Annotated in this window: 24 protein-coding genes and 1 riboswitch; of the genes, 15 read left to right on the top strand and 9 right to left on the bottom strand. The window is 52.1% G+C overall.

Features of this window, described 5'->3' with window-relative positions:
- Nucleotides 1–7: 7 nt before the first annotated feature.
- Together BLV87_RS01930 and BLV87_RS01925 are read left to right on the top strand one after the other, a co-directional pair.
- Nucleotides 8–1,273: a S1 family peptidase gene (locus BLV87_RS01930; RefSeq protein WP_093064846.1), complete on the top strand. Its 1,266-nt coding sequence runs from the start codon at nucleotides 8–10 to the stop codon at nucleotides 1,271–1,273.
- Nucleotides 1,261–2,220, top strand: coding sequence for an FHA domain-containing protein (locus BLV87_RS01925; protein ID WP_093064844.1), 960 nt, complete (start codon nucleotides 1,261–1,263; stop codon nucleotides 2,218–2,220). The genes BLV87_RS01930 and BLV87_RS01925 overlap by 13 nt, the downstream gene beginning before the upstream one ends.
- A 1-nt stretch (nucleotide 2,221) precedes the next feature.
- Here BLV87_RS01925 and BLV87_RS01920 read toward each other — a convergent pair whose 3' ends face one another.
- The 4 genes from BLV87_RS01920 to metK form a co-directional block, all read right to left on the bottom strand.
- Nucleotides 2,222–2,953, bottom strand: a complete 732-nt coding sequence (locus BLV87_RS01920) for a 16S rRNA (uracil(1498)-N(3))-methyltransferase (RefSeq protein WP_093064842.1) — start codon at nucleotides 2,951–2,953, stop codon at nucleotides 2,222–2,224.
- Nucleotides 2,953–3,825 carry a methylenetetrahydrofolate reductase [NAD(P)H] gene (metF, locus tag BLV87_RS01915; protein ID WP_093064840.1) on the bottom strand — a complete coding sequence of 291 codons (873 nt, stop codon included), beginning with the start codon at nucleotides 3,823–3,825 and terminating at the stop codon, nucleotides 2,953–2,955. The genes BLV87_RS01920 and metF overlap by 1 nt, the downstream gene beginning before the upstream one ends.
- Before the next feature lie 91 nt (nucleotides 3,826–3,916).
- Nucleotides 3,917–5,323 (bottom strand): adenosylhomocysteinase, encoded by a 1,407-nt coding sequence (ahcY, locus tag BLV87_RS01910; RefSeq protein WP_093064838.1) that lies wholly within the window; start codon nucleotides 5,321–5,323, stop codon nucleotides 3,917–3,919.
- Nucleotides 5,324–5,343: 20 nt separating this feature from the next.
- Nucleotides 5,344–6,507, bottom strand: coding sequence for a methionine adenosyltransferase (gene metK / locus BLV87_RS01905; RefSeq protein WP_093064836.1), 1,164 nt, complete (start codon nucleotides 6,505–6,507; stop codon nucleotides 5,344–5,346).
- Between the two features lie 25 nt (nucleotides 6,508–6,532).
- A riboswitch (S-adenosyl-L-homocysteine riboswitch) is annotated at nucleotides 6,533–6,616 on the bottom strand.
- 361 nt (nucleotides 6,617–6,977) lie between these two features.
- Between metK and tkt the strand changes: the two genes are divergently transcribed.
- The 9 genes from tkt to BLV87_RS01860 all read left to right on the top strand — a co-directional run bounded on the left by tkt (nucleotide 6,978) and on the right by BLV87_RS01860 (nucleotide 16,655).
- Nucleotides 6,978–8,972 (top strand): transketolase, encoded by a 1,995-nt coding sequence (gene tkt, locus BLV87_RS01900; protein ID WP_093064834.1) that lies wholly within the window; start codon nucleotides 6,978–6,980, stop codon nucleotides 8,970–8,972.
- Nucleotides 8,973–9,050: 78 nt separating this feature from the next.
- Nucleotides 9,051–10,055, top strand: a complete 1,005-nt coding sequence (gene gap, locus BLV87_RS01895; protein WP_093064832.1) for a type I glyceraldehyde-3-phosphate dehydrogenase — start codon at nucleotides 9,051–9,053, stop codon at nucleotides 10,053–10,055.
- Nucleotides 10,056–10,243: 188 nt separating this feature from the next.
- Entirely contained in the window at nucleotides 10,244–11,425 is a 1,182-nt protein-coding gene (locus tag BLV87_RS01890; RefSeq protein WP_093064830.1) for a phosphoglycerate kinase, read from the top strand.
- Between the two features lie 108 nt (nucleotides 11,426–11,533).
- Nucleotides 11,534–12,976 (top strand): pyruvate kinase, encoded by a 1,443-nt coding sequence (gene pyk / locus BLV87_RS01885; protein ID WP_093064828.1) that lies wholly within the window; start codon nucleotides 11,534–11,536, stop codon nucleotides 12,974–12,976.
- A gap of 45 nt (nucleotides 12,977–13,021) precedes the next feature.
- The gene (fba, locus tag BLV87_RS01880; RefSeq protein WP_093064826.1) at nucleotides 13,022–14,086 is read left to right on the top strand and encodes a class II fructose-bisphosphate aldolase; all 1,065 of its coding nucleotides are present in this window, start codon (nucleotides 13,022–13,024) and stop codon (nucleotides 14,084–14,086) included.
- A 184-nt stretch (nucleotides 14,087–14,270) separates the two neighbouring features.
- Nucleotides 14,271–14,789 carry a hypothetical protein gene (locus BLV87_RS01875; protein ID WP_093064824.1) on the top strand — a complete coding sequence of 173 codons (519 nt, stop codon included), beginning with the start codon at nucleotides 14,271–14,273 and terminating at the stop codon, nucleotides 14,787–14,789.
- Nucleotides 14,790–14,841: 52 nt separating this feature from the next.
- On the top strand, nucleotides 14,842–15,045 hold the full coding sequence (locus tag BLV87_RS01870; protein WP_175517808.1) for an NUDIX hydrolase: 204 nt from the start codon (nucleotides 14,842–14,844) through the stop codon (nucleotides 15,043–15,045).
- Nucleotides 15,042–15,581 carry a gamma carbonic anhydrase family protein gene (locus tag BLV87_RS01865; RefSeq protein WP_093064822.1) on the top strand — a complete coding sequence of 180 codons (540 nt, stop codon included), beginning with the start codon at nucleotides 15,042–15,044 and terminating at the stop codon, nucleotides 15,579–15,581. Before BLV87_RS01870 ends, BLV87_RS01865 begins: the two co-directional genes overlap by 4 nt.
- Nucleotides 15,582–15,647: 66 nt before the next feature.
- The gene (locus BLV87_RS01860; RefSeq protein ID WP_093064820.1) at nucleotides 15,648–16,655 is read left to right on the top strand and encodes a DNA/RNA non-specific endonuclease; all 1,008 of its coding nucleotides are present in this window, start codon (nucleotides 15,648–15,650) and stop codon (nucleotides 16,653–16,655) included.
- Between the two features lie 50 nt (nucleotides 16,656–16,705).
- Here BLV87_RS01860 and BLV87_RS01855 read toward each other — a convergent pair whose 3' ends face one another.
- Nucleotides 16,706–18,685 (bottom strand): beta-propeller domain-containing protein, encoded by a 1,980-nt coding sequence (locus BLV87_RS01855; protein WP_093064818.1) that lies wholly within the window; start codon nucleotides 18,683–18,685, stop codon nucleotides 16,706–16,708.
- A gap of 80 nt (nucleotides 18,686–18,765) precedes the next feature.
- On the opposite strand from BLV87_RS01855, the gene BLV87_RS01850 reads away from it, so the two are divergent.
- Both BLV87_RS01850 and gdhA read left to right on the top strand, forming a co-directional pair.
- Nucleotides 18,766–19,602 (top strand): putative RNA methyltransferase, encoded by an 837-nt coding sequence (locus BLV87_RS01850; protein WP_093064816.1) that lies wholly within the window; start codon nucleotides 18,766–18,768, stop codon nucleotides 19,600–19,602.
- A 13-nt stretch (nucleotides 19,603–19,615) separates the two neighbouring features.
- Entirely contained in the window at nucleotides 19,616–20,953 is a 1,338-nt protein-coding gene (gdhA, locus tag BLV87_RS01845; protein WP_093064814.1) for an NADP-specific glutamate dehydrogenase, read from the top strand.
- On the opposite strand, the gene BLV87_RS01840 is transcribed toward gdhA, so the two are convergent.
- Genes BLV87_RS01840 through BLV87_RS01830 form a run of 3 tightly spaced genes read right to left on the bottom strand, consistent with a single transcriptional unit; the run spans nucleotide 20,946 to nucleotide 22,676 of the window.
- Entirely contained in the window at nucleotides 20,946–21,323 is a 378-nt protein-coding gene (locus tag BLV87_RS01840; RefSeq protein WP_093064812.1) for a diacylglycerol kinase, read from the bottom strand. The two genes, gdhA and BLV87_RS01840, sit on opposite strands and share 8 nt — an antisense overlap.
- Nucleotides 21,320–21,859: a phosphatase PAP2 family protein gene (locus BLV87_RS01835; RefSeq protein WP_175517807.1), complete on the bottom strand. Its 540-nt coding sequence runs from the start codon at nucleotides 21,857–21,859 to the stop codon at nucleotides 21,320–21,322. The genes BLV87_RS01840 and BLV87_RS01835 overlap by 4 nt, the downstream gene beginning before the upstream one ends.
- A 1-nt stretch (nucleotide 21,860) precedes the next feature.
- The gene (locus tag BLV87_RS01830; protein WP_093064808.1) at nucleotides 21,861–22,676 is read right to left on the bottom strand and encodes a DUF2189 domain-containing protein; all 816 of its coding nucleotides are present in this window, start codon (nucleotides 22,674–22,676) and stop codon (nucleotides 21,861–21,863) included.
- 121 nt (nucleotides 22,677–22,797) lie between these two features.
- Here BLV87_RS01830 and BLV87_RS01825 point away from each other — a divergent pair, with 121 nt between their 5' ends.
- Nucleotides 22,798–23,604, top strand: coding sequence for a TatD family hydrolase (locus BLV87_RS01825; protein ID WP_093064806.1), 807 nt, complete (start codon nucleotides 22,798–22,800; stop codon nucleotides 23,602–23,604).
- Here the strand turns inward: BLV87_RS01825 and BLV87_RS19185 are convergent.
- Nucleotides 23,601–23,759, bottom strand: a complete 159-nt coding sequence (locus tag BLV87_RS19185) for a hypothetical protein (RefSeq protein ID WP_175517806.1) — start codon at nucleotides 23,757–23,759, stop codon at nucleotides 23,601–23,603. The two genes, BLV87_RS01825 and BLV87_RS19185, sit on opposite strands and share 4 nt — an antisense overlap.
- 215 nt (nucleotides 23,760–23,974) lie before the next feature.
- Between BLV87_RS19185 and BLV87_RS01820 the strand changes: the two genes are divergently transcribed.
- On the top strand, nucleotides 23,975–25,240 hold the full coding sequence (locus tag BLV87_RS01820) for a serine hydrolase domain-containing protein (protein ID WP_217629911.1): 1,266 nt from the start codon (nucleotides 23,975–23,977) through the stop codon (nucleotides 25,238–25,240).
- Nucleotides 25,241–25,254: the final 14 nt, after the last annotated feature.

The following is a 25,254-nucleotide window of genomic DNA, read 5'->3' as shown; positions in this document are numbered from 1 at the left end:
TGCCCTAGTGTCGTTAAGACTTTTGCTTTTGTTGGCGACCTTGTGGTTAGGGGTCGCCTCGCCGTCGTGGGCGGAAAACAGTTCTTCTTCCATTTATTCCGATGTAGAAGCGTCGGTGTATCAGGTGCGGGTGATTAATCAGCAAACTGGTAAAAAAACCGCGATTGGTTCGGCGTTTGTGGTGATGCGTCCGGATATTATTGCGACCAATTATCACGTGGTCAGCACCTACATCAATAACCCGGAAGGCGATTTTGCACTGGATTATTTGTCGACTTCCGGCAATACCGGGCGCTTGGAATTGCTGGCGGTGGATGTGTTGCACGACCTTGCTGTGTTGAAAGCCGATACTCCTTTAGGTAAACCCTTACAAATTGCTAAGATTCCACCAAAGGGGGCGCGATTATATTCCTTGGGAAATCCGATGGATAAAGGCTTTTCTATTGTGGAAGGCACGAATAACGGGGTCATGAAATCCAGCGATGATAACAATATCCTGTTTTCTGGTAGCCTTAATTCTGGGATGAGCGGTGGCCCTACGTTGGATGAGAACAAAAACGTAGTGGGGGTCAATGTGGCGACTTCTGGCAATGGTTTGAGCTATCTTGTGCCTGCTGACTATTTAGCGATTATTTTGGAGCGCCTGAAATTGACTGGGTTTCAGGCGGATGAAGATATTGGGCAGCGCATTACTGAGCAATTGAAAAGCAACGCCGATAAATATGTACAAAATTTGCAGAAGCGGGAATGGACGCTTCAGCAACTGGGGCGTTTCAAAGTGCCGATGGATGTTACCGGCGTGGTGCGTTGCTGGGATAACAGTGATAAACCAATGCCGGACAATTTAATGCGCTCGTATTTTACCCAATGTAGCAATGAGAGCAGCATTTATTTGGATGATGAGCTGGAAGTGGGCACGTTAGACTATGAGTATGTGTGGTTGGATGCTGGGGAAATGATTCCGGCACGCTTTTACCGTCAATACGAGAGTGTGAATGTCAGCGTTTCGGCGAGTGGGGCTGGCAAGCAAGATGTAACCAATTTTGAGTGTTTCACCGATTTTACGCTGATTGCGGGACAGGAATTCAAAATGACCGTGTGTCGGCGTGATTACCTCAATTATATCGGGTTAAGTGATTTACTGGTGACAGCGGCCTTGGTTGGGCATAAGCGTCAAGGGATGCTGTTTAATTTGGATATGACTGGCACGACCTTTGAGAGTGGTATGGCGCTGTTGCAGCGGATGTTGGGGGATTTCAAATGGCAACCATGATTCTTGAAATCCAAACACGCGGTTTAAATCAATACTACCGTTTAGAGCAGTTCCCGGTAACGATTGGGCGGGCGTTGGATAATGATGTGATTCTCTCCGATAATTCGGTGTCGCCTTATCATTTGCGTTTGGAGCAAGATGCCGAGGGACAGGTATTCGCCCATAATTTGTCGAGTGAAAACGGTACGCGCCTGAATAAGCATCAGCTTGGGTTGCAGCCGGTGCAGGTGCCGATTCCCAGTCAGTTATTGCTGGGTAACCGTAAACTGCGCTTGGCGTCGACTGCGATGCCAGTGGAAACCACGCATGTCAGCCGTTGTGGGGGATTGTTTGCGCCTTTTTGTCAACCGTTGTGGGCAGCGTTGCTGCTGTTGTTGACGGTGGTATCGCTGTTGCTTAATGACTATTTGAATGTACCGGTGGCTAAAGAGCCGCTATTTTACATCAGTGGCGTGCTGCCGACCTTGGTGTGGATGTTGTTTGCGACCTTGGTGATTAGTGGCATTACGCGGCTGTTTACGCACCGTTGGGAGTTTGCCCCAGCCTTGAGCGTGGTGTCATTGTTTAATTTAGTGCCAATGGTATTGGAAGAAATAAGCGGCTGGCTGAGTTATTTTCTGTCATCGGATGCGCCGTTTACCTGGCTCATGACGGGTGTCAGTGGTTTCGTGCTGATACCGGCGTTGTTGTATGTCTACCTGCATTGGGTATTAAGTCAGAAACGTTTGCCCGCTTTGGGCATTGCTTTGGTATTGAGTGCGCTGCCGTTGGGGTTGCGAGCGATTAGCGTGTTGGATCAAGTGACACTGGCGAATGAGTTTTCCAGCGAGCCGTATTACCATCAGGAATTGAGTTCGTTGAATATTCATGCGAATCCGCCACTGCCATTGGAAACGTATTTGCAACGGGCAGCAGATGCCTTGCCTTCGCAATTAGCCGACGAGTAAGTTAAAGATCCCCAAAGCGGTGTTGGAGCAAGGCCAGTGCCGCGCTACTCGCTGTTTCCGCCCGCAATATTCGTGGCCCCAGCGAGACGGGCATTACCCCAGCTTGCACACAAGTTTCCACTTCTGCGCCAGTAAACCCACCTTCGGGACCAATCAACAGCGCAATCGGTGTGGGTAAATCTGCGGGCATAGCGTTAATGCGTGGGAAGTCACCGGGCGCAAGAATCATCCGCGTGCCTGACAAAGGCGTTTCTAACCAGCGCTCCAGTGTTAACGGCGCTTGCACGGTGGGCATTCGGGTTCGCCCCGATTGTTCGCAAGCCGCGACTACAATACCTTCCCAATGCAGCAATTTCTTGTCCACCTGTTCTTTGCCAATGCGGACTACGCTGCGTTGCGTGATTAGCGGCTGAATGGTATTTACCCCCAGCTCCACGGCTTTTTGCAAGGCAAAATCCATCTTGTCGGGTTTGATGACGGCTTGTACGAGGGTGAGGTGGACGGGAGATTCGGTATCAATCGCGGAAAAGCTGTCGATCAGCACCGATGCAGTACGTTTGCTGATATGGCTCATGTGTGCGACATATTCGCCACCTTCACCGTTAAACAGGATGAGTGGTTCGCCCACGCCTAAGCGCAAGACTTGCACGGCATGGCGAAAAGTCGTGTCGGGCAAGGTGACTTCCTGCCCGACCGCGAAAGGTTGCGGGACGTAAAAACGCGGGATGCGCATTAGTCCGCTAACCCGATGTTTTTCCAAATACTCATGGTCGGTTCAACCCGATTCATGGTGTAGAAATGCAGCCCCGGCGCACCCGTTTCCAGCAAGTTTTCACACAGTAAACTGATGAATTCCTCACCGAATTGGGTAATCGCCTCCACATCATCGGCATACGTTTCCAGTTGCTTGCGCAACCAGCGCGGAATTTCCGCTCCGCACATATCCGAAAAACGCGCCAGTTGTGAATAATTGGTGATCGGCATAATGCCGGGGACGATGGGGATTTCCACGCCCTTTTTCACGCATTCATCCACAAAATGCCAATACGCATCGGCATTGAAGAAGTATTGGGTAATCGCACTGTTCGCGCCTGCATTCACCTTACGCACAAAGTTGTCGATGTCGACTTTGAGGTTCGGGGCTTGCGGGTGCATTTCGGGGTAAGCTGCCACTTCGATATTGAAATGGTCGCCCGTTTCCTTGCGGATAAATTCCACCAGCTCGTTGGCATAGCGGAATTGCCCCAAATCGCGTGAACCGGACGGCAAATCGCCGCGTAAAGCAACAATGTGCTTGATGCCGTTATTGCGGTAGGTGTCCAGAATCTCGCGGATTTGTTCGGCACTCGAACCGACGCACGACAAATGTGGCGCGGCTTCAATGCCGGAATCGCGTTGGATTTCCAGCACGGTGTTCAAGGTATTTGCTTGCGTTGAGCCGCCTGCACCGTAAGTGACCGAAAAGAAGCGCGGCTTTAATGCTGCCAATTGCGTGCGTACTGCACGTAGGTTTTCCGCGCCCTTGTCTGTTTTGGGTGGGAAAAACTCGAAGCTAAAGATTAGATCATCGTGATTTACGTGATCGTGTTGATGGTCGTCAGTCATACTTACTCCGAACTTCCCCCCATCCCCAGCCCTTCCCCCGCAAGGGGTGAAGGGAGCAAGAAGGGGGGGAGTGAGTTGGGGTTTTTACACCTTAATAACGGTAATGGTCAGCCTTGTAAGGCCCTTCCACTGCGACGTTAATGTACTGCGCTTGCTTTTCGGTCAAGGTGCTGAGTTGCGCGTTGAGGGTTTTCAACTGCAACCGTGCAACTTTTTCGTCCAAATGCTTCGGAAGGGTGTAAACGCCAATCGGGTATTTGCCGGAATCGCGCTCAGTCCACAACTCGATTTGCGCAATGGTTTGGTTGGCAAATGAGGAGGACATGACGTAAGACGGATGCCCAGTCGCACAACCCAGGTTCACCAAACGGCCTTTTGCCAGCAGGGTGATACGCTTGCCGTCAGGGAAGATCACGTGGTCAACTTGTGGCTTGATTTCGTCCCACTCGTACTGTTCCAGTGAGGCTACGTCGATTTCGTTGTCGAAGTGACCGATGTTGCAAACGATGGCTTCGTTTTTCATCGCAGCCATGTGGTCATGGGTGATGACGTGGAAGTTGCCGGTTGCAGTCACGAAAATGTCAGCTTTATCCGCCGCGTATTCCATCGTTACCACGCGGTAGCCTTCCATTGCCGCTTGCAAGGCGCAAATCGGGTCGATTTCTGTAACCCAGACTTGTGCAGACAAAGCACGCAAGGCTTGCGCAGAGCCTTTGCCTACGTCGCCGTAACCGCAGACCAGTGCGACTTTGCCCGCAATCATCACGTCGGTAGCACGCTTGATGCTGTCAACCAGTGATTCGCGGCAGCCGTACAGGTTGTCGAATTTGGATTTGGTGACGGAATCGTTGACGTTAATGCCGGGGAATTTCAGCTCGCCACGCGCGTGCATCTGATACAGGCGGTGAACCCCGGTAGTGGTTTCTTCAGTAACACCACGGACTTCTGCCAAACGGCTGCTGTACCAGTTCGGGGAGGTTTCCAGACGCTTGCGGATGGCGGCGTACAGATAGGTTTCTTCTTCAGACTCAGGCTTGGCAACCAAGCTAGGGTCAACTTCAGCACGTGCGCCCAAATGCAGCAGCAGTGTTGCGTCGCCGCCGTCATCCAGAATCATGTTCGCTTGTTCGCCATTCGGCCACTCGAAGATTTTGTGGGTGTAATCCCAGTATTCTTCCAGCGATTCACCTTTGTACGCGAAGACCGGAACGCCTGCTTGCGCAATGGCGGCTGCGGCGTGGTCTTGCGTGGAGAAAATGTTGCAAGAAGCCCAGCGCACGTCTGCGCCCAGTGCGGTCAGGGTTTCGATCAACACGCCAGTTTGGATGGTCATGTGCAGTGAACCCGCGATACGCGCACCCGCCAACGGCTTGGATTCCGCAAATTCGCGGCGAATCGCCATCAAACCGGGCATTTCGTGTTCAGCAACGTTGAGTTCTTTACGACCCCAAGCAGCCAAGCCCATATCGGCGACGATATAGTCGTTAAAAGTAGTCATGTTGAAATCTCCTAATATTTTTACAGGCCAGCAGCAGCGCGTAACGCGTCAGCGCGGTCAGTGCGTTCCCAAGGCAGGTCAAGGTCATCACGACCGAAGTGACCATAAGCCGCCGTACCGCGATAAATCGGGCGCAGCAGATCCAGCATTTTGGTGATGCCATAAGGACGCAGGTCGAAGTGTTCGCGTACCAGATTTTCGATCAGGATTTCATCGACCTTGTTGGTGCCGAAGGTTTCAACCGTGATGGAAGTCGGTTGTGCGACACCGATAGCGTAGGAGACTTGAATTTCGCAACGATCCGCCAAGCCCGCCGCGACGATGTTTTTCGCCACGTAACGGCCTGCATACGCCGCAGAACGGTCAACTTTGGATGGGTCTTTGCCGGAGAATGCGCCGCCGCCGTGACGTGCCATACCGCCGTAAGTGTCAACGATGATTTTACGCCCGGTCAATCCGCAGTCGCCCACAGGGCCACCGATTACGAAGTTGCCAGTGGGGTTAATGTGGTATTTAGTGCCAGCGTGCAGCCATTCTTGTGGCAGTACCGGCTTAATGACGTGTTCCATCACACCAGCACGCAGGTCATCCAAGCTGATGTTGGGGCTGTGTTGGGTGGAAAGTACTACTGCGTCGATAGCGACGATTTTGCCGCCTTCGTAACGCACGGTGACTTGGGATTTAGCATCCGGGCGCAGCCAAGGCAGTGTGCCGTTTTTACGCATATCCGCCTGTTGTTTCACCAAACGGTGGGCGTAAGTCAGTGCGGCTGGCATTAATACGTCGGTTTCATTGCTGGCGTAACCGAACATCAAGCCTTGGTCGCCCGCGCCCTGGTCTTCTGGTTTCGCACGGTCAACGCCCATGGCGATGTCAGGGGATTGCTTGCCGAGTGCATTGATCACCGCGCAGGTGTGACCGTCAAAGCCGATTTCGGAATTGTTGTAGCCGATGTCATTGACCACGCCACGCACGATACCTTCGTAGTCGATTTCCGCCGTGGTAGTGATTTCGCCTGCCAGTACGACCATGCCGGTCTTGGTCAGGGTTTCGCACGCAACCCGTGCATACGGGTCTTTGGCAATGATCGCATCCAAAATGGCGTCAGACACTTGGTCTGCCATTTTGTCCGGGTGGCCTTCAGAAACAGATTCGGACGTGAAGAGGTAACTTCTCTCAGTCATTAATGTTCTCCTAAACTAAAAATTAAATGACTGAGCGCCGTTGTATGTTCAACACAATCCGAGCCTGGCAAAGTATCAAAACCCCTTTGTCGCAACGCTCCTCGGATGAGTGTGCGCAATAATAGCGTAAAAAAATCTGTCATGCAGCATTGTTGAGAGGTGGATTCGCTGTAATTTTCCGATCAACAAGGTTTTATCTATCCAACTAGGGGGAGTTGCCCCTGCTTGAGAAGTTAGCCACAATAGATGTGCTTTAATTTGCCTGAATAATAAATACACATAAGGCGCTGCTGTTTCGTTTTGGTCGCGCTAACGAAGTGGCAGTCAATATCAGGGCAATGCAGGAACCCCATATTGGACTGCATCCTTCGGTGGTAACAGTCAGTATCGGCATCTTGCATTCGCCATTTTTTAGCTACGCCGCTTGCGTGGCTGATCACGATATTTGAAAACTACAGGAGACCCGTCTAATGACTACACGCCGCGAGCTGGCTAACGCAATCCGCTTCTTGACTATGGATGCCGTACAAAAAGCAAATTCCGGGCATCCGGGCGCACCGATGGGAATGGCAGACATTGCCGAAGTCCTTTACAACGACTACATGTCCCACAACCCACAAAATCCAAAGTGGGTCAACCGTGACCGTTTCGTCATGTCCAACGGTCATGCGTCCATGCTGCCGTACTCCGTGCTGCACCTGACCGGCTATGACCTGTCAATGGACGACCTGAAAGCGTTCCGCCAACTGCATTCCAAAACACCAGGTCACCCTGAATACGGCTATGCACCTGGCATTGAAACGACTACCGGCCCGCTGGGTCAAGGTATCACCAATGCTGTGGGTATGGCATTGGCGGAAAAAATCCTTGCTGCACAGTTCAACAAGCCGGGTCATGACATTGTTGATCATTACACCTACGTGTTCCTAGGCGATGGCTGCTTGATGGAAGGTATCTCCCATGAAGCTTGCTCTTTCGCAGGCACAATGGGTCTGGGCAAACTGATTTGCTTCTACGACGACAACAATATTTCCATCGACGGCGAAGTGGACGGCTGGTTCACTGACAATACGCCAATGCGCTTTGAAGCCTACGGCTGGCATGTTATCAGTATTGACGGTCACGATGCTGACGCGATCAAAGCAGCAGTAGAAGCTGCACGTGCTGAAACCAGCAAGCCGTCCATGATTTGCTGCAAAACCACTATCGGCTTCGGTTCCCCGAACAAAGCCGGTTCACATGACTGCCACGGTGCTGCACTGGGTGATGCAGAAATCGCTCTGTGCCGTACTGAACTGGGCTGGTCACACGAACCGTTTGTTGTCCCTGCCAACGTTTACGCGGGTTGGGATGCAAAAGCCAAAGGTGCAGCGGCTGAAGAAGCGTGGAACGGCACGTTTGCGGCTTATGCGGCGGCTTATCCAGCAGAAGCGGCTGAATTCAAGCGTCGTATGGCGGGCGAATTGCCTGCGAACTGGGCTGAAGCGTCTGCTGCTGCTATTGCGGCGATTGATGCCAAAGCTGAATCACCTGCAACGCGCGTGGCTTCCAAAAATGCGCTGGATGCGTTCGCACCGTTGCTGCCTGAATTCCTTGGCGGCTCGGCTGACCTGACACCTTCCAACAATACCTTCAACAAGTCCAGCAAGCACATCAGTGCAGGCCACGGCAAAGCGCAAGATTTCAGCGGCAACTACCTGTCATACGGTGTGCGTGAATTCGGCATGAGCGCGATCATGAACGGTATGGCTTTGCACGGCGGTTTACTGCCTTACGGTGCGACTTTCCTGATGTTCTCTGAATACGCCCGTAACGCGCTGCGTATGGCGGCGTTGATGAAAATTCAAAGCATCTTCGTTTACACCCACGACTCCATCGGCCTGGGCGAAGACGGCCCTACCCATCAGCCAGTTGAGCAAATCCCAACGCTGCGCATGATTCCGCGTATGTCCGTCTGGCGTGCATGTGACGCAGTAGAAACTGCCGTTTCTTGGAAACATGCGATTGAATACAAAGGCCCAAGCTGCCTGATCTTCTCGCGCCAAAACTTGAAGCATCAAGTGCGTACTGCTGAACAGATTGCCAACATCGCTAAAGGCGGCTACGTGTTGAAAGACACTGACGGCACACCTGACGTGATCGTGATTGCCACGGGTTCTGAAGTGGAACTGGCTATGCAAGCAGCAGCGAAATCTGACAAGAAAGTGCGCGTGGTTTCCATGCCTTCTTGTGATGTGTTCGATGCACAAGATGCGGCGTATAAAGAATCTGTATTGCCAGCAGCCGTCACTGCCCGTGTTGCTGTTGAAGCAGCGGTTGGTGATGCATGGTACAAGTACGTTGGCCTGAACGGCAAAGTCATTTGCATGACCACTTTTGGTGAATCTGCCCCGGCTGACCTATTGTTCAAGCAATTCGGCTTCACCGCTGACAATGTTCTGAACGCTATCAATAGCGTCGCGTAAGCATTACAACACCCGGCGGCTTTTCTGAGGAGGGGAGCCGCCAACTATTTTATCTGGTTAATTTTTGAGGAGTTCTTCATGACAATTAAAGTTGGTATCAATGGTTTTGGCCGTATCGGTCGTATGGCTTTCCGCGCTATTGCAAAAGATTTCCCCGGTATCGAAGTGGTCGGTATCAATGACCTGCTGGCACCTGATTACCTCGCATACATGTTGAAATACGACTCCGTACACGGTCGTTTCAATGGTGACGTTGCGGTTGAAGGCAGCAACTTGGTCGTAAACGGCAAAACGGTACGCCTGACTGCTGAACGCGATCCTGCTAACCTGAAGTGGAGCGACATCGGCGTAGACATCGTGCTGGAATGCACTGGCTTCTTCTTGACCGAAGAAACTTGCCAAAAGCACATCGAAGCAGGCGCGAAGAAAGTAGTGATGTCTGCTCCTTCCAAAGACACTACCCCAATGTTCGTTTACGGCGTAAACCACAGCACTTACGCAGGTCAGGCAATCATTTCTGCAGCTTCTTGCACCACCAACTGCCTCGCACCTGTTGCGAAAGTATTGAACGACAAGTGGGGCATCAAGCGCGGCCTGATGACTACCGTTCACGCTGCAACCGCTACTCAGAAAACCGTTGATGGCCCTTCCATGAAAGACTGGCGCGGTGGCCGTGGTATTTTGGAAAACATCATTCCATCATCCACTGGTGCGGCTAAAGCAGTTGGCGTGGTACTGCCAGAGTTGAAAGGCAAACTGACCGGTATGGCGTTCCGCGTGCCGACTTCTGACGTTTCTGTGGTTGACCTGACGGTTGAGCTGAACAATGCAGCGACTTACGCTGAAATCTGTGCAGCGATGAAAGAAGCGTCTACCACTGGCGACATGAGCAAGACGCTGGGCTACACCGACGAGAAAGTGGTTTCCACTGACTTCCGTGGCGTTGGCTTCTCTTCCATTTTCGATGCTGAAGCTGGTATCGCGCTGGATGGCACTTTCGTGAAAGTCGTGGCTTGGTACGACAACGAATACGGCTACACCGCGAACATGCTGCGCTTTGTTGAGCACGTAGCAGCGAACTAAGAGAAGAACCCCCATCCCCAACCCTTCCCCCGCAAGGGGTGAAGGGAGCAAGAGGGGATTGTGGGAGTGCATCTTTTCCCTCCCCCCTTGCGGGGGAGGGTTAGGGTGGGGGGTAATCTTCAGATCCGTCACATAAATCATCCCGCGCTTTATTTGACTGATTTGATTTCTGCAAGGAGTTCCACCACATGGCTTTCATCAAAATGACCGATCTGGATCTGAAGGGCAAACGTGTTCTGATCCGTTCCGACCTGAATGTTCCTGTCAAAGACGGCAAAGTAACTTCCGACGCACGCATTACCGCATCAATGGCGACCATCAAGTTCGCGATGGATGCAGGTGCAAAAGTGATGGTGACTTCTCACTTGGGTCGTCCGACCGAAGGCGAGTGGTCTGAAGCTGTTTCCCTGAAGCCGGTTGCTGACAATATTGCAGCGCGTTTGGGTTCAGACGTGCGCTTGATTAAGGATTGGGTTGACGGTGGTTTTGACGTGGCTGACGGCGAACTCGTCGTGCTGGAAAACTGCCGCGTTAACAAAGGCGAAAAGAAAAACGTTGAAGAAACAGCCAAGAAATACGCTGCCCTGTGCGATGTATTCGTGATGGATGCGTTTGGTACAGCGCACCGTGCTGAAGCATCAACTTATGGCGTAGGTATGTTTGCACCAATCGCAGCCGCTGGCATGTTGCTGACTGAAGAACTGCTGGCGTTGGATAAAGCACTGGCAAACCCCGCTCGTCCAATGGTAGCTATCGTCGGCGGCTCTAAAGTTTCCACTAAACTGACCGTGTTGGAAGCCTTGTCTGAAAAATGCGAACAGTTGGTGGTTGGTGGTGGTATTGCTAATACCTTCCTGAAAGCTACTGGTCACAATGTCGGTAAGTCTTTGTGCGAAGATGATCTTGTACCTACCGCGCAAAAAATGATTGATAAGATGACCGCACGCGGCGCAATCATTCCTATCGCGGTTGATGTGGTGTGCGGCAAGAAATTTGACCCAGCCGAACCTGCGGTTCTGAAAGACGCGAAAGACGTGGCAGACGATGATATGATTTTCGACATTGGCCCCAAGTCTGCGCAAGAACTGGTCGATATTATCATGAGTGCTGGCACGGTCGTTTGGAATGGCCCGGTTGGTGTATTCGAGTTCGACCAATTTGGCGAAGGCACCAAAGCGATTTCAATGGCAATGGCGGAAACCAAAGCGTTCACATTGGCTGGCGGCGGCGACACTATCGCGGCGATCCAGAAGTACGATATTTACGACAAGATTTCTTACATCTCCACAGCGGGTGGTGCGTTTCTCGAATACCTCGAAGGCAAAACCCTGCCAGCAGTAGCGATGTTGGAAGAACGCGCTAAGGGTTAATGACCCTTCCGTAGGGGCAATTCATGAATTGCCCCTACAATCCCACACAAATGACATAAAACAAGCATAAACTACGCACTTTACAGCACACAGTTAATAGGTAATCCATTGAGAAGGACAAAAATTGTAGCGACCATGGGGCCTGCTACCGATACGCCGGAGGCGATCGAAGCCATTATCCGGGCGGGTGTGGACGTAGTGCGAATGAATTTCTCGCACGGTACCCACGCAGAACACGCGGCACGTGCTGCTTTGGTACGTGAATTAGCACAGAAAGCGGGGCGTATCGTCGGTATTCTCGGCGACCTGCAAGGGCCAAAGTTACGCATTGCACGTTTTAAAGACGGTAAAATTACCCTGAAAGCAGGCGATGCTTTTATTCTGGATGCCGATCTTGCCAGTGATGCCGGAACCCAAGAGCGCGTTGGCCTCGGTTACAAAGAACTGGTCAACGATGTGAAAGCCGGGGATGAACTCTGGTTGGATGACGGGCGCATCGTGTTGGAAATCGTCGAGGTGAAGGGGCAGGAAATCCATACCCGCGCTATCAACGGCGGTATTCTTTCCAATAACAAGGGTTTAAATCGGCGCGGCGGCGGCTTGAGTGCCGAGGCATTGACTGACAAAGACAAGGAAGACATTGCCGCTGCTGCCAGCATCGGTGTGGATTTCTTGGCAGTATCATTCCCACGTTCCGCTGACGACATTCACGAAGCTCGCCGCTTGGCACTAGAAGCAGGTTGCAAAGCTGCTATCGTTGCCAAAATGGAACGTGCGGAAACCATGCAAGAGGCGATTCGCGACGAAATCATTCTCGCATCCGACGTGATTATGATTGCTCGCGGCGATTTAGGGGTGGAAATCGGCGATGCCAAGCTGCCACAGGCGCAAAAGTGCTTAATCAGTCGGGCGCGTACCCTCAATCGTGTGGTGATTACCGCCACGCAAATGATGGAAACCATGACCGACAACCCTATCCCCACGCGGGCGGAAGTTTTCGACGTGGCAAACGCGGTCATGGATGGTACGGATGCGGTAATGTTGTCGGGCGAAACGGCGACAGGCAAACACCCGGCGCTCGTGGTGAAAACGATGGCAGCGATTTGTAAGGAAGCAGAAAATTCCAATGAAACCCGCCGTTCTGGGCATCGCATGGAAGACCGTTTCGAGCGTATCGACGAAGGTATCGCGATGGCAACCATGTACACCGCCAATCACATGGGGGTACGCGCGATTGCGGCGTTGACCGAATCGGGTGCCACCCCGTTGTGGATGTCACGGATTCGTTCTGGCATTCCGATTTACGCGCTGACATCTAGCGATGAAGCGGCGCGTCGGGTCAGCATGTATCGGGGTGTTTACCCAGTGAAATTGCATGAACCTCTGAAAGACCCGAAAATAGCCAACCGGCAAGCGGTCGAACTGATGATTGAAGAAGGCATCGTGGAAAACGGTGACTTGGTGATTATTACCAAAGGCGATCTGATGGGTACGAAGGGTGGGACTAATCAGCTCAAGATTCTGCGCGTCGGCGAACACCAGAACGGCTAAGGCACAATACGTTAATAGTTTAAACAACATTTTGAGGAGAACAACATGGCTTTGATTTCTTTGCGTCAATTATTGGATCACGCGGCTGAAAACGGCTACGGGATGCCAGCATTCAACGTCAACAACATGGAGCAAATCCACGCCATCATGCAAGCGGCTGATGCGTGCAACTCCCCGGTTATCCTGCAAGGTTCTGCCGGTGCGCGTTCTTACGCGGGCGAACCGTTCCTGCGTCACTTGGTACAAGCGGCTATCGAAATGTACCCGCACATCCCGGTGGTTATGCATCAAGACCACGGAGCTGAACCAGCGGTTTGCTTCCGTTCTATCCAGTCCGGCTTCTCATCGGTCATGATGGATGGCTCGTTGATGGCGGATGCAAAAACCCCGTCTACTTACGAATACAACGTTGAAACCACGCGTAAAGTGGTTGAGTTGGCTCACGCTTGCGGCGTTTCTGTGGAAGGCGAACTGGGTTGCTTGGGTTCACTCGAAACCGGCATGATGGGTGAAGAAGACGGTCACGGTGCAGAAGGTGTGCTGGATCATTCTCAATTGTTGACTGACCCGGAAGAAGCGGCTGACTTCGTGCGCAAAACGGGCGTTGACGCGTTGGCGATTGCGATTGGTACTTCACACGGTGCATACAAGTTCACCAAGAAGCCTACCGGCAACGTGCTGCGTATCGACCGTGTGAAAGAAATCCACGCTCGCATTCCGACTGTTCACTTGGTTATGCACGGCTCTTCTTCTGTGCCAGAAGATTGGCTCGAAATCATTAATAACTACGGCGGCGACATGGGTCAAACCTATGGCGTACCGGTTTCTGAAATCGTGGAAGGCATCAAGCACGGTGTGCGTAAAGTTAACATCGACACTGACCTGCGTATGGCTTCGACTGGTGCAATCCGTAAGCACCTGTTTGACAACAAGTCCAACTTCGACCCACGCAAATTCCTGAAAGAAGCGACTAAAGCGATGTCAGGCATCTGTAAAGACCGCTTTGAAGCGTTTGGTTGTGCCGGTCAAGCCAGCAAGATCAAACCGGTTTCACTGGAAGTCATGTTCGGTGAATACAAAGCTGGCAAGCTCGACCCGAAAGTGTCGTAAGCAAGCCAATGCAGAGACGCAAGATTTTGCGTTTCTGCGGCAAACAGCTACAGGATGTTTAGAAAAAGGGAGCTTCGGCTCCCTTTTTCTGTAATGTAGCCAGCCGAGTGGTTTCTACTATAAAGTATTGGTTAATTTTCCAAATTAAAAAACGATCAAACAAGATAAAAAGGAGGAGTAGCTAATGACAAACATAATTTTTTCTAAGACTTTTAAAGGTATCGAGGAAGTTGAAACCAAAGCAAATGGCTTGTCCCGATTGGAACGTTGGGTACTGATTTATATTGATGGTAAGCGCACGTTTGAAGAACTGCAAACCTTGCCACGTGTTGATGATTTGGGCGGTATTCTAAACTTTCTGGAAGTAGGTGGTTACATTGCCCCGATCAACCATGTCCCCAAGGGTGTTTCAACCCCATCTACGACTCAGCAAATCTCTGCGACAGAACCTTCTCTTTTTCGTGAATTACCGGCAACCTTTGATCCTGCCAAGTTCAACATGGCCAAGAACTTTATGATGAATAGCCTAAATGCTTTTAAAGGGGCTTATGGGGCAACGAATTTGGTGCGAAGCATCGACCATTGCCAGACTCATGCTGAACTGCGTGCGCTATTTGAGCAGTGGCATGAGGAGATTGCCAATACGCGGCAAGGGCAAAAACAGGGCAAAGATTTGCGGGAAAAGCTACTGGTTGTCATTTGATGCGGGGTTTGGGGCGCTTTGTGCCTGTCGTTGATGTATTGCCGAATACGCCATGTATTACGCCCCCGTCGATTTATCCGCCGTGCCAACCGGCATCCACGGCTTGCCCGAAGAACACGAGGACATTCGCGTATCGGTCATCCCGCGCCACATCGCGCTGGCATGGCTCAAAGCCGGTAAAATCCAAGCATCCCTAGCAATTATTGCCTTACAATGGCTGGTATTGGAAAAATCACCCCTAGGATGCCATTCATGACCGTCAAAGCCTTTGAAAACCACACCCCAATGCTTCACCCGACCGCCTACGTCGACCCGATGGCGTATGTCAGCGGGCAAACCACTTTGGGCGAAGGTTCATCGGTGTGGCCGATGGCGGTGGTGCGCGGTGACATCAACCACATTCGCATTGGCAACTTGACCAATGTACAAGACGGCGCGGTGCTGCATGTGACGCACGGCGGCCCGTATTCCTCACCCGACGGTCGCCCGCTGCTGATTGGCGATGAAGTCACGATCGGTCACAAAGCCGTGTTACACGCTTGCACCATTGGCAACCGCTGCTTGGTAGGCATGGGTGCTATCGTTCTGGATGGCGCAGTGGTCGAAGACGACGTAATAATCGGTGCGGGCAGTCTGGTTCCACCGGGCAAACGTTTGGCAAGCGGGTATTTGTACGTGGGCAATCCGGTCAAACAAACGCGGGCGTTGACTGAAAAAGAGCAGGCGTATTTCAGCTATTCGGCGAATTACTACGCGAAATTGGCGCTGAGAACCGCACAAACATCTGCATGAAACATTTCTTGTCTATGCTAATGGAGAGCAGTCAAGCCGATTATTCCACGCATAGGAGTGAGTTTCATGAACACAATGACCATCGACATTCCACTACGTATTACCGTCTCCATCGGCACGCCAACCACCCCCGATTCCCCTGCTGAAGTGACGGTATTACAGCCGCCGATTGAGCCACAGGCGACGGATCTGGAAGTGGGGCGCATCACCGACCGTGATTACCGCAATCGCACGGGGTATTCCCCCGATTTTCTAGAGGCAAACGTCCCCGTGCCGTTGCCGATTCTGACCGATGAGCAACGCAGCAATGCAGCTAAAAACAATCAGGCAGAACCGGAAACCGATAACACGGTACTTCCGTATCACCATTTTTCCGTGGTCATGAATCGTAGCCGCCAACTGGCTTACTACACTGTAGTGAATATTGATGGTGAACGCATCCGTGATGTGCCGCGTTCGCGTGACAAATGGGCATTTGACCCACGCATTGCCGAATCTGAGCAAATTGGCGAAGACTTGTATGCCCGTAACGCCTTGGATCGTGGGCATTTGGTACGGCGGCGTGACCCAGTATGGGGGGATGAAAGCGAGGCTCGTAACGCCAATGCTGACACCTTCCATTTCACCAATTGTTCGCCGCAACACGAACGCTTTAATCAAAACAGCCAAACCTGGTTGGGCATCGAAGATTACTTATTGAATACCGCTGTCAGCGAGCGCAAGCGCCTGAGCGTGTTTACCGGGCCGGTGTTTGATGAGGAAGATCCCTTGTACCGTGGCGTGCGTTTGCCGTTGCGCTTTTGGAAAATCGCGGTACACGTTAAAGCGGATGGGAGTCTTGCGGTATCGGCGTATTTGCTGGAACAGCAAAGCGTTCTCGGTGATTTGCAAGCGTTGGCGCGTTTCAATGCGCGGGTGTTTCAAGTCACGGTAGAAGAAATTAGCCAACGCACAGCGCTAGATTTTTCCTACCTCAGCAGCTTTCAGGTGGATTTGAATACTGGCACGGGCTTGGAACGGGCAGGTGCATTCCCACGGCGGCGCGTGGCTGAGCTTACTGACATCGTGCTGTAAAAAGGCAAAGGGGCTGAACGGAATCAGCCCCTTTACTTCAGCGTTCAAGCTTACCAGCGTTGTGACCAGAAATTCCCATTGTGGAAGTAATGCACGTAATCGCCAATCATCACGCTGCGGTCATTCTGAGGGTAGCGCCAATATTCTTCACGCCCGTGCTCGGTAATCAGCGGCGCGAACTGGCGGATTTTCTTGGCAGCTTTGTCGACTTCAAACCGATACAGCCCAGTTTGGGTGTGAGCGTAATAATCGGATGGTTGCCCCTGCATTCCCGCTTGCGGGGTGTCGTGCAATTTTATCGGCAACGCCACCCGCAAATCCGTACCTACCGGCAATACGGTGACAGCATGATGATCGTGCAGCGCGGCAGAATCGGTGCCACGTTTGCCGAGAATCAGTTTGTCGACTTCTTTCATTTCACCCGGTTTGCTGGTGTCGAACAGGGAAAGTTTCATGCCTTGATACCATGCGCCCCGAAAATCGCCGTTAGTGTCAGCAATCGCATCTTTGCCAATGCCCAGCAGCAAGTGTTTACCGATGGGGTGCAGGTAGTCGGAAAAACCCGGTATGTGCAATTCGCCCGCGATGTACGGGTCTTGTGGGTTGGTCAAATCCAGCACATACAGCGGGTCGGTGCTTTGGAACGTCACCAAATACGCCTGATCGCCCACAAAGCGGGAGGCGTAAAGCCGTTCTTCCGGTTTGCCAATGTGTTGCGGGCGCTTGCGGTTAGGCAATTGTGATACCAGTTGCAAACCGTCTGTGCCGCCTTCCTTGAGGATGCTGAGAATGCCAGGGGATTTGCCATAAGGCGCGGTAATCGCCATCGACGGGTCACTGAATTGATCATTTTCAGTGAGAACGCGCAAGTAGCCATCTTGTTCACTGAAACGGAAGGAGGATTCCTGCCCGCTTAAATGCCCCGGTACGGAGCCGCTACCACGGTAGGCAATGTCAGTGCCGGTGAAGGCGAATTTATGAATGTCGGTATGGCTGCGAGCGCCTTGTGCTTGGTTGTATTGGTAATTGGTAGTGGCAAGGTAGAGTGCTTGTGGCGAGGCGTACAAGGTTTCGGTATTGCCCACGTAGCAACGGCTTTTGAAGCGGAAATCAGTTGCATTCAAGTCGACTGCCACCACGCTGATAATATTGTTGCTGTAATAGCCGGAATCTGCATCAGCCGTTTTGGGCGGGCGGTTGACGTAGCAATCATCCGCTGTGACCAACGGTGCGGTTTTACCATCCGCCGTGCGATAGGTGGGCAGAAAATCTTGCGCGGTCAGTTTGTCCAGCCCACTGCTCATGTTGATTTGTGGGTAGCTTTGCAGCACCAAATACAGCGTATCACCTACGCGGCGGCTGGCGTTGAGGTCGCCACCCAATTGCACCTGCAAGGTGGATGCGGCTTTTTCAGGTTGGCGCACGTCGATGTAACGCAATTCGGTTTGTTGCGGGCGCGGCATGACGTAAGGTGGCGGCATCATGCGGGCTGTTCCGGCTGGCATTGGCATCGGAACAGGCATGGCTTGATACGCATTGCCCAACGTTACCAAGCGGCGCTGTTTTCCTGCGAGGTAAAGATTTTGCAGGCTACTGCCTTCGGGAAATGTCAGGCGTTTGACCTCTTGTAAGCTTTTGCCGCCATCGTTGACCTGCATAATGCGCAGGGTGTTGTCTTGATAATGTTGGTTATTGGGTGCGCCGATGGCGTAGACGTGGCGACCGTCGGTTTTTATGAGGTCAGCTTCATCGACGCCGCGTTCTTGCAAGTTGGTGGTGGAAAAGGCAGGCGTTCTGGCGGCAACGGATGCGGCAGCAGGCGCAGGCGCTGCCATCGTGACAGGCGCACCCATTGCCGGGGAGTAGCGCGGCTGTTGATACGATTTCAGCAAGTAATCGCGTAACTCGGCAGCGCTGGTTTTCTTTAGCCCGCCGGTTTCATTATCAACCGGTGCGTCTAAGGAGGCGCAGGAAACCAGCCACGGCACACACAGGACGGGTAAAAAGCGGGCGAATATTATCGTTTTCATGGAGACTCCCTTGTTTGCATTTTATCTCGCTTATGATCATATTCTAGTCCAACAGTTCCATTGTGAAGGTGATATACCGTATGAATCCCGTGTTTTGGCGTTGTCCGTTGTGTAATGAATCGCTGACCTTGGTCGAGCGCACTTGGGTGTGTGCTAACCGCCACAGTTTCGATCGTGCGAAAGAAGGTTACGTGAACCTGCTGTTGGTCAACCGCAAGCATTCGGCTGACCCTGGTGACAATAAAGCGATGTTGGATAGCCGTCGCTATTTCTTGCAACAGGGGTTTTACGCGCCGTTAGCAATGGCGTTGGGAGCGGCGATTCGTGAGCATTTCCCCGACACTGAGCAAACGTTGACGCTGTTGGATGCCGGTTGTGGCGAAGGCTATTACCTCAACCAACTGGTGCAATTCCTCGGCGCTAATGTGCAATGTTATGGCACGGATATTTCGCGGGCAGCGATGCGGCTGGCGGCGAAACAATACCCTGCGCTGTCGTTCGCGGTGGCTTCCAGCTTTGAATTGCCCGTGCCGGATGCGTCGGTGGATGTGTTGGTGCGCGTATTTGCGCCTGCCTCTGAAGCCGAGATTGTGCGCGTATTGAAACCAGGCGGGTTGTATTTGTGGGCATACCCCGCCGCCCAGCATTTGTTCGAGTTGCGTCAGTTGATTTACGACACGCCGCAACCGCATACGGTGGAGGAATTGCCGCCGCTGGACACGATGCAAGAATGCCCGCCGTTGGCTGTCAGTTACCCCATTACCTTGCCGGATCAGGCAAGTATTGCGGCATTGTTGCACATGACCCCGTATTACTGGTCAGCGAGTGCCGAAAAACAAGCCGATTGCCACCACTTGGCGTCATTGGATTTGACGGTGGATTTTGCAGTGCGGATGATGCGCAAAATGATTAATTGAAGGGATGTAGCCAATGGCAGTGATTCACGAGGTGATCGACACCGTAAAACGCCGTAATCCACACGAGCCAGAATTTCACCAAGCGGTGCATGAAGTGCTGGCATCGTTAGCGCCAGTGCTGGACAAGCGCCCGGATTTGCGCGATGCGGGAATTTTGCAGCGCATGGTCGAGCCGGAACGCCAAATCATCTTCCGCGTACCCTGGGTGGATGACGCGGGGCAGGTGCAGGTGAATCGCGGGTTTCGCATTCAATTCAATAGCGCGATTGGCCCGTACAAAGGCGGCTTGCGCTTTCATCCCAGCGTGAATGTCAGCATCCTGAAGTTTTTGGGCTTTGAGCAAGTGTTCAAAAATGCGCTGACCACCTTGCCAATGGGCGGAGGCAAAGGCGGCGCGGATTTTGACCCCAAAGGCAAGTCGGATGCGGAAGTGATGCGTTTTTGCCAGTCGTTCATGACCGAATTGCAGCGACACATTGGCGCGGAAACCGATGTGCCTGCGGGTGATATTGGCGTGGGGGCGCGTGAAATCGGCTTCATGTTTGGGCAATACCGCCGGATTCGTAATGAGTTTACCGGCGTATTAACCGGCAAAGGGGTGAACTGGGGCGGCTCGCTGATTCGCCCGGAAGCCACGGGTTACGGGGTGGTGTATTTTGCCCAAGCCATGCTGCAAACCCGTCATGAGGCGCTAGAAGGCAAGGTGTGTACCGTTTCTGGTTCTGGCAATGTGGCGCAACACGCGGTAGCAAAGCTGCATGAACAAGGCGCGAAAGTGATCAGCTTGTCGGATTCGGATGGCACGATTTATGACCCAGCGGGCATTGATGTGGAGAAACTGGCGTGGGTGATGGAACTCAAAAATGTGCGGCGCGGGCGTATTAGCGAATACGCTGAGCAGTTTTCTGCTGAGTATTTGCCCGGTCAGCGCCCGTGGGGATTGCCGTGTGATTGCGCGTTCCCGTGCGCGACCCAGAATGAAATTACCGCCGACGATGCCGATACCTTGCTGGCAAATGGCTGCACGTTGGTGTGCGAAGGTGCGAATATGCCGAGTACGTTGGAGGCGATAGCGCGTTTCCAAGCGGCGCAGATTTTGTTTGCACCCAGTAAGGCAGCGAATGCAGGCGGGGTGGCAACATCGGGCTTGGAAATGAGCCAGAATGCGCTGCGCATGAGTTGGACACGTGGTGAAGTGGATGCCAAATTGCATTCGATTATGGTGAATATCCACCATCAATGCGTGGAGACCGCAGCGGCTTACGGGCAGGCGGGTAATTACCTGGCGGGTGCCAACATCGCGGGTTTTGTGAAAGTAGCCGATGCGATGTTGGCGCAAGGCGTTATTTGATCATGCTCCAGAGTTCCATCCCGATTACCACTACCCACAACAAAATGGACACGCCGACCGCAGCGGCGGCGATGTCTTTGATCACTTTGATTTTTTCATTGTGGCGCTCTTCCACAAAGTCACAGAGTGCTTCAATCGCGCTGTTGAACAGTTCCGCCATGAGTACTAAGGTGGTGGCTACCAATACCATGAGAAAATCCACCCAGCCTCTGAAGGCGAAGGCCACGATCAATACGGTCACTGACAGCACGAGTTTGTAGGTGACACTAAAATCGTATTTGACTGCGTAACTCAGACCGGATAACACGGTGCGAAATTTTCGCAAGGGGTGATAACCCGCATCTCCGGTGCCGAGAAATTTATTCTTCATGCGTAAACCTTTGGCAAAAATACCACACGTAATATCACTGCACAGGCACCCCCTAGCAGTGCACCGACCAGCACATCACTCGGCCAATGCACTTGCAAATATAGCCTAGACATCATCACCGCGCTCACGACACCCGCTAAAACAATGCCCCCGCCGACCCGCAGCGCGGGCGGTAGCAAGAACCACAGTGCTACAAAAAACGCGGCGGCTTGTGCCGAATGTGCGCTGGGAAATGCCGAATCCACCGGCATTGCCGTCAAGGTTTCAAACAACGCCGGGCGTGGACGTTCAAACCACGCCTTGAGCGCAAAAGCCAACGCACTTGCCAGCAGCAACGCCGCAGGCAAATACGTGCTGTGTAACGATAGCACGGAGGCATATCCTAAACGCCATACCACCACAATACCTAACGCACTCAGGGGTACTAACAACCACAGCGACCCTAACCACGTAACAGATGCAAAAAAATGATCCAGATACGGGGAGCGCAAACCGTGGAAAATGCCCAAGATCTGGCTATCCAAGACGTTTAGCATGTCATTTTTCCTGCACCATGTCGCGGTAAGCGTGCCAACTCGCATGGGCAATCAAGGGCATCGCAATAATCAAACCGAGATCAAAGGTTGCAATCCCTAGGCCAATAACGACGGTGATGGTGAGTGCCCACAGCAGCATGGTCAACGGGCTTTTGAAAACGGCACGCACACTGGTGGTCGCGGCTGTCACAATATCCACCTTACGTTCCAACAACATCTGGGCTGTCACCACACCCGTCATAAACGCAAACAACGCAAACAATAGCCCTACACCGAAGAAGGCCAGAATAAACATCCAGCCCTGTTCCATGGTGATTAAGGCATTCCATAGCCCTGCGTAACCCGCCATATCGACCGACATTTGGTTAAAGAAAATACCGGTGATGACGGCTGATAAGCGCACCCAAAATACCATCATCATTCCCAATACCACGGCATATAGCCCAAGGCTAATAGCATTTTCCCGAATACCACGGAGAGATGACCAGAAGCGCGGAGCTTGCCCCTGTTCAATTTGATGACTCAAGCCATACAAGCCTAAGGCAAGGAAAGGGCCTACCAGTAAAAAGCCGGTGCTGGCTGCCACAAAAAACGCCGGATTAGCGGTTGAGACGATGCTCATGAGAATACCGACCAAGGCGAACACAATCCCGTAAGCTAAGCTGGCTGAAGGGTTGGCTTTCATATCCGCCCAGCCTTGCCGCAGCCAACGCATAATCGCGGCAGGTTCAACGTGTTGGACGGGGTAACTTTTGAATAATTGTTCGGCGTGAGGAGCACTGGAAACCCCAGCCGATTTACTTGCAATCTGTGCCATGGTAAACCTCCTGTGAGAACACTTTGTTGGTTAATACCCTAACGTTTTACTAGGGATTGGAATCAATGTAGTGTGAAAAATTCTCAACGACAACAAACCCTTATAGAAATACGGAAAATTTATGTCTAAAAAACGTGCTATTCCTGTCTTCGAGCACTCGATTATCGAAACCCATTGCCATCTGGATTATTTGGAAGGTGACGCGCTGGACGCTGCTTTGCAAGCCGCCCGCGAGGTGAATGTTGAACGTATTATTACCATTGCGGTTTCCCCCGACAATCTGGAAAAAGTGATGGCGTTGGTGCAGCACTACCCGCAAGTCTGGGGAACACAGGGCATTCACCCCCACGATGCCAACGATTACAGCGACGCGGTGGATGCGCAAATTCGCACCAATGCGTTGCACGAGAAGATACTGGCGATTGGCGAAATTGGGTTGGATTACCATTACGATTATTCGGATCGAGCCAAACAGCGCGATGCCTTCGAGCGCCAGTTGCAGATAGCGATTGATCTGGCCTTGCCGATTGTGGTGCATACCCGCGAGGCAGATGAGGATACGCAAGCCATTTTGCGTCAGTTCGTGGGACAAATGCCGAAGCGAGGGGTGATTCACAGCTTCACGTCGGGGAAGGGGTTGGCGGAATATTGCCTTGGGGAAGGCTTTTGTCTGGGCTTTAACGGTATTAGCACGTTTAAAGCGGCGGACAATGTGCGTGAAATTATTAGTATCACGCCCATCGAGCAAATTCTGTTTGAAACTGATGCGCCGTATTTGACACCGATTCCTTACCGTGGGCATAAGAATGAGCCGAAGTATTTGCCGTTTATTGCCGAGCAGGTGGCTGCGGTGAAAGGTGTGCCGTTAGAAACATTGTTGCCGCAGGTGTGGAAGAATAGCGTGGAGCTGTTCTTCTACGGTAATTAGCTTTTCATAATAAAATACGTGCCTGCGGCAGCGACGCCCATCCATAAAATGACCGCGCCGATGCCGAGCATTTCTGACAGTGTGCCCATGAAAACCAGTATCAATAAGGCTAAGGCCAGCAAGCCGTTACCCAGCCAAAAATTGGTGTTTTTCATAATAGTATCTATCCAATTCAGTAAAGTGAAATAGTGTAGTGGAGGATAGCAGTGTCGTGCTTATTCGGGCGCAAATTTTTTCATAAGCATTTCTGAAGTTTGATCACTGCCATTTATCGGTTGGCTTTAGCCGTCACTGCTGCCCGTACCCAATGAGTAGCAAGGTTTAACCTATACCACTTCCCATGCTTAACACAGTGAAGGGAAGGGATAATATGGTCAGATTGGTGTGGCGTAGGGTTGCTTTAATCGGGGCTGGCCTCTTGATGTCGTTAGTCGCAGGTTGTGGTGGCGGTAGTGGTATAGCTCCTGACCAGCTCGGCATTATTTCTCGTGAGGATACCCCTTTGGCGAATCGCTTGACTATTAGTCTTGATCGTTGGGGAGCCGATACGTTGCAACAGGCGGATGTCATCAGTACAACACTGTTGTTGGATGTGCCGCAGCAGCAGTACCGTTATGCACGGGCGCAAGGTTTGGCGAATCCGCAAACAGGTGAAACGATGAGTATGGCTTATCCTTTTCGGGTTGCCAGCATTTCCAAAGTATTCACCGCGACAGTGGTATTGCAGTTGGTGGAAGAGGGCTATTTGACGCTGGATACGCCCTTGTCACGCTTGCTGGATAATACGCTATTACCTGCTGGATATACCTTGGATGATTTGCATGTGATGGGGGGCGTGAAAGCCGGTGGGAGCATCACGGTGCGTCAGTTGCTTCAGCATACGGCAGGGTTGCGGGATTATCTCGCGGATACGCCAACCGCACAGGATGGCAATGGTTTGTTTGCACAGATGATCGGCGAGGTACTCAGTAACAATGGGCAGGGTCTGGCTTCACGTCAGTGGAATGGGCGGGCATTGCTAGGCTATTACCTCAGTTCTGGTTTGGCAGCGAATGCGTTGGCAGCTCCAGGTCGGCAGTTTGAATACAGCGATACGCATTATTTGCTCTTAGGTTTGGTGATTGAGCAGGTAACAGGGCAGTCTTTGAGCGCGAATTATCGGGGGAGAATTTTCAATCGCTTAGGCATGGTGAACACTTGGCACGAAGGTTTTGAAACCGGACGTGGACGTTTAGCGCATCATTTCTATAATCTTGTGGCACAAGGCAATAACCTCGATATTACGGCAACTTCGCTGAATACCTCGGCGGCGTGGGCAAGTGGAGCGCTGGTGTCGACCACTGAGGATTTGACGCTGTTTTTGCGAGCCTTGATGCACAGGGAATTGTTCCGTGAGCGTACAACCTTGCAGCTCATGCGACAAACCAGTGGGGTTAGCCCGAATTATGGTCTGGGTTTGCAACGTGCGGTATTTAATGGGCGCGAAATGTGGGGTCATGCCGGTTTTTGGGGAACTATGATGCTGTACGACCCTGCTAACGATACAGCGTTGGTGATGACTGTTAATCAAGCGAATCGTGATATGTTTAAGGAAGTTGCCAGCGTATTTGCAGCCACTCAAAGCGCTGGGCTTTGAGTGGCTAAACGGTT

Origin of the sequence: Thiothrix caldifontis (genome assembly GCF_900107695.1) — a bacterium.
GTDB classification, from domain to species: Bacteria; Pseudomonadota; Gammaproteobacteria; order Thiotrichales; family Thiotrichaceae; genus Thiothrix; species Thiothrix caldifontis.
This window is presented reverse-complemented; position numbering and strand designations above follow the sequence as displayed.